This is a genomic window from Pauljensenia hongkongensis, assembly GCF_001746855.1.
Taxonomy (GTDB): Bacteria; Actinomycetota; Actinomycetes; order Actinomycetales; family Actinomycetaceae; genus Pauljensenia; species Pauljensenia hongkongensis.
This window is the reverse complement of record NZ_CP017298.1, coordinates 322,787-335,511: the sequence shown is the minus strand read 5'-3', so window position 1 is coordinate 335,511 and position 12,725 is coordinate 322,787. Positions and strand designations below refer to the sequence as shown.

Genomic DNA, 12,725 nt, shown 5'->3' with positions numbered 1-12,725 from the left:
AACCCCTCAGCAGTGGACGGCGTGGATCAAGAACGGGGTGGAAGCGTCGTGAGCAGCGAATGGATGTCGCTCACAATTCGGCCGCGGGTGTTGACGAGGGCGGTGAAGGGGCGGGCATCGATCAGTTTCTTAGTCTCTCTGTCCAGCCAGCCGTCGGTGTACACGATCAAAGCTGGCCTTCGTGAGTCCTGGCCGACTTCTGCTAAGACGCCTTCTACTTTCTTTCGTGCGGTGTCTTCCCACTGCGTGCCGTCGTTGGAGTCGTTTCTGACAGACTCGGATTTTTTTGACGTTTCCGTGCGTGGGTCCGCTTCGTTGTTCGTATCCCGTTTGTTCTTCCCCTTGGGCTCCTCGCTGGTGCGACCTGAATCTGTGTCGTCTGCCTCGGGCCCACCCTTACCAGTGTCGGTGGTTCCGCGTTCATGTGATCCGGGGTAGTTCTGCCCGATGCACAGGATCACGAGGTCTGATTCTGTGATGCTGGTGGTGTTCGACATGTAGTTTTCGTCATTGATCAAACCTGAGTACTTGAGGTCGCCTCGGGTGCTTTCAATCATTTTTGCATCGCCCTTGAAGAACAGTCTCCGATTAGCCAGCCCTTCCTTGACCCTGTCGTTGTAGTGGTCGAGGAACTTGTCGGCTATGCTGGTGCAGGCCCATGCCACGATCACCGTTCCGATCGCCGTGTAGCAAAGCGGAAAGAAAAGGCTCCGGACGATCCCGCCCCAGCTCTGATCACTGTAGAATATGTAAGTAAGAATGAAAACAGCCAGGAGGCCGAACGTGAGAATGAGAATACCTGTGTAGGTGCAGTTCCTCGGGCGGTCTGACCGTGCCTCCGTTCCGCCGCCTGTTCTTTCCTTGCTGTTCAGGAGTCGCGATGCCGTGGTCCTCCCGACCAGTGCGATGGTGAGCCCCCCGAGAATCGTGCACGCGGCGGGGAAGACGAGGTCGTCGGCGATCGACACCCAGACCTCGTTCCTGAACAGCATGTACGCGGTACCGAAAATTACTGTGAGCACGACTGTTATCGCAAGTGTCACCCATTGGATACAATTCTCCCTCTTCATCAGGGATCCCTTTCTTCTCCTGAATACTCTAGTGAATCCACGCCAGGAGCGTTGCTCCTCGTTACCTGTGCTATCGCCGCTAGGTGCGCGCCGCGATCAATGCGGAGGCATTTGGGATAGGGGCGCTTGCTCGCCAGTGCGTGTGGAACATCAATGCTCTCCTTTGATGCTTGCTTCCCCGGTAGCTTTCTCAGTATCCGGTGCCCCTCACCCTAGCACTGCGGCGGGCGCGTGTCGATGGGTTTGACAGACCACTTTCGTCGGGATGCGCAAGGGACCGTCTCTCCGCGCTGGTCACGGGGTTGTAGCACGAGTCCAGCAGGAGGAAACGCGCCGGACTCCGGACCTCCTCGTCGGCAGTGCGGAAACCGGAACCGCGCCGGTCACCCCACGGCCACCGCGTCGATGACCCCCATGCCGTAGCCGGCGTGCGAGCCGACGTTCGTGTACGCCGACAGGGCCATGAGGCGCGAGAAGTCGGCGGTCTGGGGCGCCCCCTCGACACCGCTGATGCGCAGCGCCCCCTCGTAGGCGGTGATCGCCCGCGACGCCAGCCTGCCCCGCCTGTCCCCGCGCGGCATCCCCAACGAGACCCTGGCCTCGGTCGTGCAGTCCTGGGTGGTGAGCACCTGCGCCATCGCGGCCCGGTCGATGCGCGGGGGAGCGGTGCCCGGGTCCCACTGGTGCCAGCGCTCCTGCAAGCTGGTGGCCAGCGACACCGGCGGGATCCCCCTCACGTGCGCGCCCTTCGACGAGAACACGGTGGGCGTGACCAGGCGGATCTCCCAGGTCGTGTCCTCCGATTGCTCGGCCAGCTCCTGCCACGTGGTCTCGGCGACCACCTGCCCCTCGAAGGCGATGAGCGTCGCCGACTCCCGGGCGCCCCCCACCCGCAGGACGCCTCCCCACGCCAGCCACGCGTCGAAGGTCTCGACGAGGCGGTCGTCCAGGAAGCGCACCTCCATGCCGAAGGTGCCCGGCCCGGTGGTGAGCTCGCCCAGGCAGTAGGGCTTCGCGCCGGGCCTCTCGTGGTGGGGCCGGTGGGCCAGCGTCGGGAACGACGAGGCGCGCCCCGGGCTGATGCTCCGCGGCAGGTCGAGCACGGTCGCCAGGGCGGCGTGGAGCCTGCTGGGGCTGGCGGGCACCTCGCCGGGAGAGTCGAACCGGACAAAGACAGTCGTCGGCATGTGCGGGCCCCCTGGGTGCTGCGCGGGTGGTGCGGTCCCTCTGTTCTAGCACGGACCCCGCCGCCCGGCGAAACCCCTCACCGGCAATGCGGTCGGGCGGGCCTGGGCATGCGCCGCCCCCGGATGCAGCGGAGCAGCGAGAAGTCGGGGGCGCGGTCCTCGATGATGAAGTCCCGGAAGAAGGGGACGGCCTGCTCGCCGGTGAACACCTCCTGGGGGTGCACGTGGACCAGGTTGATGGCGTGGGGGCCCATCCGCCATTTCAAAGCCACCCGCTCGTCGGGGTCGCGCACCCTCTCGCGCGCCACGACGTACGTGCCGGTGGAGCCGTCCGGGTGGGTGAGGTACAACTCCAGGGCCATCTCGTGGGCCCTGCCCGCCGCCAGCAGGTAGCGCGTGGGAGGCGGGTACTGGTCGGGCGGGCGGAGCCCGGCGTCCGGCGGAGCGGGCTGCACGCTGAGGGCGAACCACCCCTCCCCGTCCAGGAAGTCCGGGTTGAGCAGGTGCTGCTCGACCTGCTCGGCGATCGAGTCGGGGGTCTGGTCGAAGTCGTAGGCGTCGAACTTGCCCATCGTCGAATGCACGGTCCGGATCGTGTACTCGGTCATGACGCGCCCTCGCCCATCGGTGCCTCCCGTCGTCGCTTTCGGCTCCCACACTACGCGCACGGCGCGGATGGGGCTGGGCGGCACGCCAACGGCAGGCAGAGCCCGACCGCAGCGCGCGGACTGCGGGGCAGGGGCTACGCGCGCGGGCGCGGTTGAAACTGGCGTGGACGCGGATTCATCGGCCGGGGCGCGCGTTCTTCTTGGTGTCGCACACGAGGGAGGGAATTAGGAAACACGGGGTCGCACACAAGGGCGGAATCAAGCCGTTGTGCGCATCGGATGTTTCGTAAATCGGGGTCCTTGTGTGCGTAACCGGGGGGGGGGAGGGGCACCAGACCGGGGGGGATTCGCCCAGTGGGCTCGCAGGGCGGTGGCGCGCCCCGCACGGGCGCGCGTTATCGGCACCGCGAGGGGGTTGTCGACATTGTGAGGGGGTTGTTGTCACCGCGAGGGGGATATAACGCGCGTCGGTGCTGATATCCCATGCAGCTTGTCGACAACGCGCGTCGGTGCCAATAACGCGCGTCGGCGTAGCAGTGCCAACAGTGCCGGTGGTGCTCGACGGCGCGCCCAGTGCCCGAGGCCGGGGTCCCGATATCCCGGACGCCTCCCTCTGCGGGAGCGGTGGGATGTTCCCGATGGCGGCCCTCAGAGTATCCGTCCGAGGCTGCCCTCTGCGGGGCCCGAGCGCACCGGTCGGCTCGTCGGCGTGGCCCCAGGGGGATCCGTCCGGGGCCTCCCTCTGCCCAGTGGTGGGATGCTCCTCCGTTCGTCCACAGGCCGCTCTCCTCTGATGGATTATCCACAAGCGCGGATGCCCTCAGCTCTGCGTCCACAAGCGCCGATGGCCACGTTGTGACGGTGTCGGAGCCGGGCCTACGTTCGATGGAACACCCCACGATCCTGCAAGCGGATCCCCAGCACGAAGGAGTGGCGCAGATGAGCAGCCCCAAACACTTGTCCGACTCCGACCCCGACCCCGCCGCGTCGGCGCGCCCGCAGTCGGCGAACCCGGCCGACGCCCAGGAGGGCGCCCAACCCGTTGAGGGCGGCGAGGACCTCCAGGCCAGCCGGAGGAGGACTGGCGCAGTCCTCCTGCTGCCTCTGGTGATCGCCGCAGTCCTCATACTCATCGTCTACGCCGTCCTCCACATCGCGGACCGCCCGGTGCGCGGCAGCGGGGATGCGCACGGCGGCACAGGATCCGCCGCTCAATCCAATGGGCCGGGTGCGACAGACGGGGCTAGCGGCGGCGGAGGCCGATCCAGCGGGATGGGCGGTCGCGTCTCTCCGGGCACCGCTCTCGGGGGCTCCGACTCCCTCACAGATCGCACGGTCGAAGGGGCGACGGGTTCCGTCGTCTACGCGATATCGGCCATCGACCACGCCAGGAACAGGTCCGACACCCATCCGCTGAGCGACCTCATGACGCCCGAGTGCGAGGCGTGCTCCATCGAGATCGGCCATATCGACGAGGTGCCGACGGGGCGGACGAGGACCGATGGGATGCAGTCGCGCGGCGTGGAGTGCCCCGTCGTCGACCGGACCAGTGACAGCGGCGGAGAGCTCCAGGCCGTTGGCCTGCGCTGCGTCTACCTGTCGCACGCCGACCGTTGGACGACCAACGACGGCAGGGACACCACCATCGACGCCACTCAGGACGTGACCTTCGACTTGGTGTGGCAGCGGGGGCAGTGGCGCCTCGCGGGAATGACCGTCAACCACGTGGGGAGCATTGACGCCTACTACCCGGCGCTCGACGAGCTCAAAGCCCAGGCGGGCCAGGGCCAGAGTTAGATAGTGCCGCGCACGGTCGCGGCGGCGCGGGTTCTGCTCCCCAGTGGCGGCAGAACCAGGTTGTGCCGTACGCGATCGCGGCCCCGCAGGCAGCGCCTGCGGGGCCGGGGAAGTGCGAGTGAACAGAGTGGGCGCCCGCCGCCTGGGAATGAAGTCGACCGCTGCTCGGGTAACGGGCCGCCCGCCGCACGGGAGCGAACTGTATGCCGCCTGGAAACGAGTCGCGGACCGCCTGGGAACGGGCTGACCACTGTTTCGGAACGAGTCGCCCACGGCCCGGGAACGGGCCGCCCGGCGCGTGGGAACGAGTGCCCGCCGCCCTCAGGCGGTCATGAGCTGACGCTCGTCGAGGATGTCGGCGCCCGAGCCCACCAGGGCCGCCAAGTGCGCGTTGGCGTGGTGGGCGCAGAAGAACAGGCGCCCGCCCGTCGGCATGGTGACGCGGACCCACGCCCGCGCCCCGCAGGCGTCGCAGCGGTCGGCAGCAGTCAAAGTGGGTTCGGGGACTGCGGTCCGTTCGAGAGTCGAAGCGTTCATGCCCCCATCACACACCACCGACCGCCCCGGCCGCACGGTTGTTCACCAGTGGCGCAATCGCCGGGCACCCGAAGAGCCCCGGAACATGCCGAACGATTCGCAATCCGCCTCCGAAGACGCGGGCCGCAAGCACGCCCCCGATCCGCAAGGCGCGGGCCGCCAGCACGCCCCCGATCCGCCTCGAACGCCCCACATTCGCCCTGGCAGCGGCCGGGCCGCGCGCAGATGCGCACACTGTTTCCTACCATGAGACCCGTGAGCCAGACCAAAGCATCCGACTACAGCGCCCGGCACCTCTCCGTCCTGGAGGGGCTGGAGGCCGTGCGCAAGCGCCCCGGCATGTACATCGGGTCCACCGACCACAAGGGCCTCATGCACTGCCTGTGGGAGATCATCGACAACGCCGTGGACGAGGCGCTGGAGGGGCACTGCGACACCATCGACGTGCGCCTGCACCCCGACCACTCCGCCTCCGTGTCGGACAACGGGCGCGGCGTCCCCGTCGACGAGGTCCCCGGCATCGGCCTGAGCGGCGTCGAGGTGGTCTACACGAAGCTCCACGCGGGCGGCAAGTTCGGCGGGGGCTCCTACGGCGCGGCCGGGGGTCTGCACGGCGTGGGCGCGTCCGTGGTCAACGCCCTGTCGGCGCGCATGGACGTGCAGGTGGACCGCGGCTCGAAGACTTACGAGATGTGCTTCAGGCGGGGCGAGCCCGGCGAGTTCGACGACTCCAGGCAGCGCACCCCCAACTCGCCCTTCACCCCCTTCACCGACCAGTCCAGGCTCAAGACCGTCGGCAAGGTGAAGAGGACCAAGACGGGCACGCGCGTGCGCTTCTGGGCGGACTTCCAAATCTTCCCCGCCACCGAGGGCTTCTCCTGGGAGTCCCTGCTGGCCCGGGCGCGCCAGACCGCCTTCCTGGTGCCCGGCCTCACCATCAACTGCGTCGACGAGCGCGGGGAGGAGGAGCGCTCCGAGTCCTTCCGCTTCGACGGCGGAGTGGTCGACTTCGCGAACTGGCTGGCCACCGACGGGCCCGTCACCGACACGTGGCACATCATGGGGGAGGGCGCGTACACGGAGACCGTGCAGGTCCTCGACGCCGACACAGGGCACCTGACGGCCTCGGAGCTGGAGCGGGTGTGCTCCGTCGACATCGCCCTGCGGTGGGGGATCGGCTACGACACCTCCGTGCGCTCCTTCGTCAACATCATCGCCACCCCCAAGGGCGGCACCCACGTCGCCGGGTTCGAGCAGGCCGTCCTGCGCGTGCTGCGCGCCCAGATCGACAAGAACTCCCGCAAACTCAAGGTGGGCGCCAAGGACGGGCGCCCCGAGAAGGACGACGTGCTGGCGGGGATGACGGCCGTCGTCACCGTGCGCTTCCCGGAGCCGCAGTTCGAGGGGCAGACCAAGGAGATCCTGGGCACGCCGCAGATCCGCTCCGTCGTGTCCAAAGTGGTGGGGGACTGGCTGGGCGCCAAGCTCGCCTCCCCCAAGCGCGACGACAAGCAGCAGGCCTCCCAGCTCATGGAGAAGGTCGTCGGCGAGATGAAGGCCCGTGTCTCGGCCCGCATCCACAAGGAGATCTCCCGCAAGAAGAACGCCCTGGAGACCTCCTCCCTGCCCGCGAAACTGGCGGACTGCCGCCTCGCGGACGTGGCGGAGACGGAACTGTTCATCGTCGAGGGCGACTCCGCGCTGGGCACCGCCAAGGCCGCGCGCAACAGCCACTACCAGGCGCTCTTCCCCATCCGCGGCAAGATCCTCAACGTCCAGAAGGCATCCACCGCCGACATGCTGGCCAACGCCGAGTGCGCGAACATCATCCAAGTCATAGGAGCGGGGTCGGGGCGCACCTTCGACCTGGAGTCGGCCCGCTACGGCAAGGTCATCCTCATGACCGACGCCGACGTGGACGGCGCCCACATCCGCACGCTGCTGCTCACCCTGTTCTTCCGCTACATGCGGCCCATGGTCGAGGCGGGGCGCATCTACGCCGCAGTGCCGCCCCTGCACCGCATCGAAGTGGCGGGCAAGGGCCGCCGGAAACGGGAGTACGTCTACACCTACTCCGAGGATGAGCTGCACCGCAGGCTCGCCGCCCTGCGCAAATCCGGGCGCACCTGGAAGGAACCCATCCAGCGCTACAAGGGCCTGGGCGAGATGGACGCCGACCAGCTGGCCGAGACCACGATGGACCGCGCCCACCGCTCCCTGCGGCGCATCACCCTGGCCGACGAGGAGGCCCTGCGCCGCGCCGAGGACGTCTTCGAACTGCTCATGGGCTCCACGGTGGGCCCGCGGCGCGAGTTCATCGTCGAGGAGTCGGCGGGCCTGGACCGCGACCGCATCGACGCCTGACAGGCGGCGGCCCCCGGGGCTCCGCGGGTCGTCGGCGGCCCCGGGGCGCGGTCCTGGGGCCTTCGGGCGCGGTGCGCCTCGTGATCCTGCGGCGGCCAGCGGGGTTGGGGCCGGGCGGGCCGGGATCCGCGCGTGAGGCCCCTGCCGCGTGCCGATCACCGTTCACCGGCACGGCATGGGCCGGTTCACGAGAGCGGGCCCCGTCTCGTGATGCATGTGACCAAAGGCCCGCATTGGCCTTACTATGGACCCATGACAGGACTTGCGCAGCGCCTCTCGCCGCCCGGGTCCGTCCCGTACCCGGGGAACCACCTCGGGCTGCGTTGGCGGCCCCTCATCAGCCGCGACGCACCCGCCGTCTACGACCTCGTACGCGCGGTCGAGTCCGCTGACGACGCGATCCACCGGACGGGTGCCGAGGGGATCGCGGACATGGTCGAGGGCCGCGGCGGCGAAGACTGGGTCGACGCCATCGTCGGGCTCGACCGCAACGGCAGCATCAGCGCCGTCGGCTGCGTGCGCGTCGTGCGCGGCGTCAGCGACAGCGCGATCGCGATCGTCTCCGCCTACGTCCACCCCCACTGGCGGGGGCGCGGCCTGGGGCGGGCGCTCCTGCACTGGCAGGACGGGCGCGCCCGCGAGATGCTGGTTGAGACCTACGGGCCGGACAGCGCCATCCCCGCCTCGATCGCCAACTTCGTCGACGCCCACATGACGGACAGGCGGCGCCTGTACATCGCCGCGGGCTTCTACGCCAAGCGCACGCTGCAGGTCATGTACCGGGACCTGGAGGGCTCCGAGAGCGCCCCCCGCGTCCGCGGCGGCTACACCGTGGTCCCCTGGGACCGCGCGCTGCGCGACAAAGCGCGGGAACTGCACATGGAGGTCAGCCGCGACCTGTTCTGGTCGTGGAACCGCGCCCGCTGGTGGGACGACGCCGTGGCCTCCATGGAGCGGCGCTGGTCCTTCCTGGCCCTCGACCCCGGCGGCGCGGTCGTCGGCTACATCGTGACCGAGCGCCCCGCCCAGCGGTGGGTGTCCACGGGCAGGCCCGAGGCGGGCGTCTCCCTGGTGGGCGTCCTGCCCCAGCACAGGGGGAGGTCCTTGTGCTCGGCGCTGATCGGGCACTCCGTGGCGGCCGCCTCCGCCTCGGGGATGCCGCGCATCGGGATCGAGGTGGACACCCGCAACCCGTCGAACGCCCACGCGATCTACGAGCACCTCGGGTTCGTGGACGACGCGGCTGAAGTCTTCTACGTCATCGACCAGTGAGCGCCACCGGGGCGGACCCGCGGAAGAGGAGAACATGAGCGACACAGCGCCGCGCGCCGGAGCCGACGCATGCGCCGACGTCCCCATGCCCCCCAGCCACCACGGCATCGTGTGGGAGCCCCTGGCCCCCGCCCACCACCCGGCGCTGGCCACCCTCTTCGCCAGGATGGAGGCCCGGGACAACCCCCCGTACCGCACCAGCCCCGGCGAGGTCGCCGAAATGCTGGGGGGCGCCACGCAGTGGTCCGGGATCGCCGGATTCGCCACGCGGGGCCTCGCCGCCGGGCGCATGATCGCCTACGCGCAGGTCACCATCCGCCACCCCGGGCGCGTCGAGTGCGTGTGCAGCGGGGGAGTGGACCCCGACTTCCGGCGCATCGGCCTGGGAGGGGCCATCGTCGACTGGCAGGAGGGGGCGGCCCGCGCCATGATCGGGGCGGCCGGCTCGGGGGGGCCGGCGCAGATCGTCTGCCACGTCGAGGCCGGCCAGGAGGACCTCGAGGCGCAGCTGCAGTCCCACGGGTTCCACTGGTCGCGCACCTACTACGAGATGCGCGCCGACCTGTCCTCCCTGCCCGAGCGGCCCTCCCTGGGGGCCTACCTGTCGCTCGAGGCGTGGGCGCCCCAGTGGGAGGAGCCGGCGCGCCAGGCGGCGAACCTGCTCAACGAGGTCGAGTGGGGGCGCCCGCCCCTCACAGAGGAGCAGTGGTTCCAGGGCCGCATGTCATTCGTGCCCGAGTGGTCGTTCCTGCTGGTGGACCGCCGGGGCGACAGGCCGCGCGTGGGGGGCTTCCTCATCGCCTCGCGCTACGAGCAGGACTGGGCGGCCCTGGGCTGGCGCGAGGGGTACATCGACCAGATGGGCGTGCTCGGCGCCTACCGGCAGAGCCGGGCCGTGGACGCGCTCATCATCGCCTCGATGCGCGCCCAGGCCGGCGACGGCATGGAGCGCACGGGCACGGGACTGGGGTCGGCGAACCACTCGGGCGCCCTGGCCGTCTACGACTACCTGGGGTTCCGCACGGTGGGGCAGACCCGCCTGTACGCCCGCGAGGTCTGAGCGGCGCCCCGGCCCGTCACGCTCTTCCGCCCGCGCCGCGGTTTCCGGCTCTACCGTGCTGCCCCGCCCGCGCCGCGGTTTCCGGCGCCACCTGCGACTTTCGTCCCCATTTGCCCACCCTTCGGACATTGACAGCGCTAACGGCGCCTATGTGAGTCACTTCATGTTTTGTAGCAAATGGCGTGGAGCCGGTCAAACGCCCGCCTCTTTGGCCAGTAATGTGACGTGGGTTACCTATGGTGTCGCTTACTCTATGTCTACCATCACAGGAGAATCCGCCGCGTCCTCGCGGGGCTTCGATGCGCGGGATCCCGCGCGTCCCATCACTATTCGACACGGAGGCATGTATGACCACGCCGTCTGCATCCCAGTCAAAGACTTCGCCCCTTGTCATCCGAAGCGCGATCGTCGCCTCCCTGGGCGGCCTGCTATTCGGTTTCGACACCGCTGTCATCTCAGGCGCGGAGGAGAAGCTCAAAGCGCTGTACGCGCTGTCCTCCTTCGGCGAGGGCATGATCGTCGCCATTGCGACCATCGGGACGATCCTCGGCGCGATCGTCGCGGGACGCCTCGCCGACCACTTCGGACGCAAGCCGGTCCTGTTCTGGATCGGTATCCTCTTCGGCGTCGGCGCCCTGGCGACCGCCCTCGCCCCCACCCCCGACCTGGTCGCCGGCGCCGGCGGGGCCATGACGGCCTCCTCGTCAATGCCCATCACTTTCTTCATGGTCTTCCGCTTCCTGGGCGGCGTCGGCGTGGGCATGTCCTCCGTGGTCGCCCCCATCTACACCGCTGAGATCGCGCCCGCGCGCGTGCGCGGACGACTGGTCGGCCTGGTCCAGTTCAACATCGTCTTCGGCATCCTGCTGGCCTACGCCTCGAACGCCATCATCCGCGAGATCGCGCACGAGGATGTCGCGTGGCGCTGGATGCTCGGCGTCATGGCCGTGCCCGCAGTCTTCTTCCTGCTCTTCCTCATGGCCGTGCCCGAGACCCCCCGCTGGCTCTTCGCCCACAGGCGCGAGGACGAGGCGCGGGCCATCTCCGCGCGCCTGACGAACTCGGCGGAGGAGTCCGAGGAGCAGATGAAGGAGATCGCCGACCAGCTGGCCGAGGACCGGGCCGCCGGCCACGTCCCCTTCTTCACGCGGCGCTACCGCAAGGTCATCCTCATGGCCTTCTGCATCGCCATGTTCAACCAGCTCTCGGGCATCAACGCGATCCTCTACTACGCCCCCAAGGTCATGAAGCTCGCCGGCGGCGAGGCGATCTTCGGCGCGGCCTTCCCCTACATCGCCTCCGTGGTCGTCGGCCTGATGAACCTGATCGCGACGATGGCCGCCCTCACCGTCATCGACAAGCTGGGCCGCCGCCAGCTCATGATCGTCGGCTCCATCGGCTACCTGGTGTCCCTGGGCTTCCTGGCGGGCATGATGTTCGCCTACGAGGCGGGCGCCGTCACCGGTTCCGCGGCCGTGTGGCTGGTCCTGATCGGACTGCTCGGGTTCATCGCCTCCCACGCATTCGGACAGGGGTCGGTCATCTGGGTGTTCATCTCCGAGATCTTCCCCAACCGCGTGCGCGCCCGCGGCCAGTCGCTGGGCTCGCTCACGCACTGGACCTTCGCCTTCATCACGACCTACGCCTTCCCCGTCCTCACCGACAAACTCGGCGGCGGATTCGCATTCGGAATCTTCTTCCTGTGCATGGTCGGCCAGCTATTCTGGGTCTTGAAGGTCATGCCCGAGACCAAGGGCATCCCGCTCGAGGAAATGGAAGAGAAACTGGGGTTGAGTGATGACTAGGATCCTCAACATCGGTGAAGCGCTCATCGATGAGATCAACCGTCCCAATACCGCGCCCGTCGAAGTCGTCGGCGGCTCGATGCTCAACGTCGCCGCGGGCCTGACGCGCCTGGGCCACGAGTCCGAGCTCGCCACGTGGTTCGGCCGGGACGAACGCGGCGCCAAGGTCCGCGCCCACGCCGAGGAGGCCGGCGTGACCCTGGTCGAGGGCTCCGACGCCGCCGAGTTCACGACGGTCGCCCACGCGACCATCGACGAGAAGGCGCGCGCCACATACGAGTTCGAGGTGCTGTGGGACGTTCCCGCGATCCCCGACCAGGACGGCGTCGGCCACGTCCACACCGGGTCCTACGCGGCGACGTTCCAGCCGGGCGCCGCCAAAGTGCTCGCCGCCGTCAAGCGGCAGGCCATCCACGGGACCGTCTCCTACGACCCGAACATCAGGCCCGCCCTGCTCGGAACCCCCGAGGAGACGCGCCCGCAGGTCGAGGCCATCGTCGCCCTCTCCGACGTCGTCAAGGCGTCCGACGAGGACCTCGAGTGGCTGTACCCGGATCGGCCCGTCGAGGAGGTCATCCGCGAGTGGAGCCAGGCCGGCCCCGCCCTCGTGCTGTGCACGCGGGGCCCCTGGGGGGTCTACATCAAGACGGCGGCCGAGCGCGACATGCTGGTCGCCGACCCCCTGGACGTGGAACTGGTGGACACCGTCGGCGCCGGGGACTCGCTCATGGCGGGCCTCATCTCCGGCCTCGTCGACGCGGGCCTGCTGGGCAGCGCCGAGGCGAAGCAGCGCCTGCGCGAGGCCCACTGGGCGGACCTGATGCCCGCGATCCACCGGGGGATCATCACCTCGGGGATCACGGTGTACCACGAGGGCGCCTACTCGCCCACCAAGGCCGAGGTCGCGGCCATCCTGGCGGTGAGCAAGAACCTGCAGGGCTGAGGCCGCCGAACGCGGTGGCGACGAGGGGCGGGAAGGCCGGCAACGGCCCCCGCCCCTCGTCGCCATGACCGCCGGGTGGGAG

General features: G+C 69.0%; 10 protein-coding genes. 6 read left to right on the top strand and 4 right to left on the bottom strand.

Annotated features, from left to right (window positions below; all coding sequences use genetic code 11):
• Positions 1-26: 26 nt before the first annotated feature.
• The 3 genes from BH719_RS01480 to BH719_RS01470 all read right to left on the bottom strand — a co-directional run bounded on the left by BH719_RS01480 (position 27) and on the right by BH719_RS01470 (position 2,865).
• The gene (locus tag BH719_RS01480) at positions 27-1,070 is read right to left on the bottom strand and encodes a hypothetical protein (protein WP_009400120.1); all 1,044 of its coding nucleotides are present in this window, start codon (positions 1,068-1,070) and stop codon (positions 27-29) included.
• Positions 1,071-1,453: 383 nt separating this feature from the next.
• Positions 1,454-2,257: a CRISPR system precrRNA processing endoribonuclease RAMP protein Cas6 gene (gene cas6 / locus BH719_RS01475; protein ID WP_009400119.1), complete on the bottom strand. Its 804-nt coding sequence runs from the start codon at positions 2,255-2,257 to the stop codon at positions 1,454-1,456.
• Positions 2,258-2,334: 77 nt separating this feature from the next.
• On the bottom strand, positions 2,335-2,865 hold the full coding sequence (locus tag BH719_RS01470) for a hypothetical protein (RefSeq protein WP_009400117.1): 531 nt from the start codon (positions 2,863-2,865) through the stop codon (positions 2,335-2,337).
• Positions 2,866-3,804: 939 nt separating this feature from the next.
• Between BH719_RS01470 and BH719_RS01465 the strand changes: the two genes are divergently transcribed.
• On the top strand, positions 3,805-4,662 hold the full coding sequence (locus BH719_RS01465) for a DUF6318 family protein (RefSeq protein ID WP_034255133.1): 858 nt from the start codon (positions 3,805-3,807) through the stop codon (positions 4,660-4,662).
• Positions 4,663-4,983: 321 nt separating this feature from the next.
• Here the strand turns inward: BH719_RS01465 and BH719_RS01460 are convergent, their stop codons facing one another.
• Complete coding sequence (locus tag BH719_RS01460) at positions 4,984-5,199, bottom strand: DUF7455 domain-containing protein (RefSeq protein ID WP_009400113.1); 216 nt, start codon at positions 5,197-5,199, stop codon at positions 4,984-4,986.
• A gap of 246 nt (positions 5,200-5,445) precedes the next feature.
• Here BH719_RS01460 and BH719_RS01455 point away from each other — a divergent pair, with 246 nt between their 5' ends.
• From BH719_RS01455 to BH719_RS01435, 5 genes are all read left to right on the top strand, one after another.
• Positions 5,446-7,563 carry a DNA gyrase/topoisomerase IV subunit B gene (locus BH719_RS01455; protein ID WP_009400109.1) on the top strand — a complete coding sequence of 706 codons (2,118 nt, stop codon included), beginning with the start codon at positions 5,446-5,448 and terminating at the stop codon, positions 7,561-7,563.
• 252 nt (positions 7,564-7,815) lie between these two features.
• Positions 7,816-8,835 (top strand): GNAT family N-acetyltransferase, encoded by a 1,020-nt coding sequence (locus BH719_RS01450; RefSeq protein ID WP_009400107.1) that lies wholly within the window; start codon positions 7,816-7,818, stop codon positions 8,833-8,835.
• 34 nt (positions 8,836-8,869) lie between these two features.
• A complete protein-coding gene (locus BH719_RS01445) occupies positions 8,870-9,895 on the top strand; it encodes an N-acetyltransferase (RefSeq protein WP_009400105.1) in 1,026 nt (341 codons plus the stop codon).
• Positions 9,896-10,242: 347 nt separating this feature from the next.
• Positions 10,243-11,700 (top strand): sugar porter family MFS transporter, encoded by a 1,458-nt coding sequence (locus BH719_RS01440; protein ID WP_009400103.1) that lies wholly within the window; start codon positions 10,243-10,245, stop codon positions 11,698-11,700.
• A complete protein-coding gene (locus tag BH719_RS01435) occupies positions 11,693-12,643 on the top strand; it encodes a PfkB family carbohydrate kinase (protein ID WP_009400102.1) in 951 nt (316 codons plus the stop codon). The genes BH719_RS01440 and BH719_RS01435 overlap by 8 nt, the downstream gene beginning before the upstream one ends.
• Positions 12,644-12,725: the final 82 nt, after the last annotated feature.

What these genes read in the sequence shown, in the direction of transcription:
- BH719_RS01480 (WP_009400120.1), bottom strand. Translation starts at nt 1,070, where the DNA reads ATGAAGAGGGAGAATTGTATCCAATGGGTGACACTTGCGATAACAGTC.
- cas6 (WP_009400119.1), bottom strand. Translation starts at nt 2,257, where the DNA reads ATGCCGACGACTGTCTTTGTCCGGTTCGACTCTCCCGGCGAGGTGCCC.
- BH719_RS01470 (WP_009400117.1), bottom strand. Translation starts at nt 2,865, where the DNA reads ATGACCGAGTACACGATCCGGACCGTGCATTCGACGATGGGCAAGTTC.
- BH719_RS01465 (WP_034255133.1), top strand. Translation starts at nt 3,805, where the DNA reads ATGAGCAGCCCCAAACACTTGTCCGACTCCGACCCCGACCCCGCCGCG.
- BH719_RS01460 (WP_009400113.1), bottom strand. Translation starts at nt 5,199, where the DNA reads ATGAACGCTTCGACTCTCGAACGGACCGCAGTCCCCGAACCCACTTTG.
- BH719_RS01455 (WP_009400109.1), top strand. Translation starts at nt 5,446, where the DNA reads ATGAGACCCGTGAGCCAGACCAAAGCATCCGACTACAGCGCCCGGCAC.
- BH719_RS01450 (WP_009400107.1), top strand. Translation starts at nt 7,816, where the DNA reads ATGACAGGACTTGCGCAGCGCCTCTCGCCGCCCGGGTCCGTCCCGTAC.
- BH719_RS01445 (WP_009400105.1), top strand. Translation starts at nt 8,870, where the DNA reads ATGAGCGACACAGCGCCGCGCGCCGGAGCCGACGCATGCGCCGACGTC.
- BH719_RS01440 (WP_009400103.1), top strand. Translation starts at nt 10,243, where the DNA reads ATGACCACGCCGTCTGCATCCCAGTCAAAGACTTCGCCCCTTGTCATC.
- BH719_RS01435 (WP_009400102.1), top strand. Translation starts at nt 11,693, where the DNA reads ATGACTAGGATCCTCAACATCGGTGAAGCGCTCATCGATGAGATCAAC.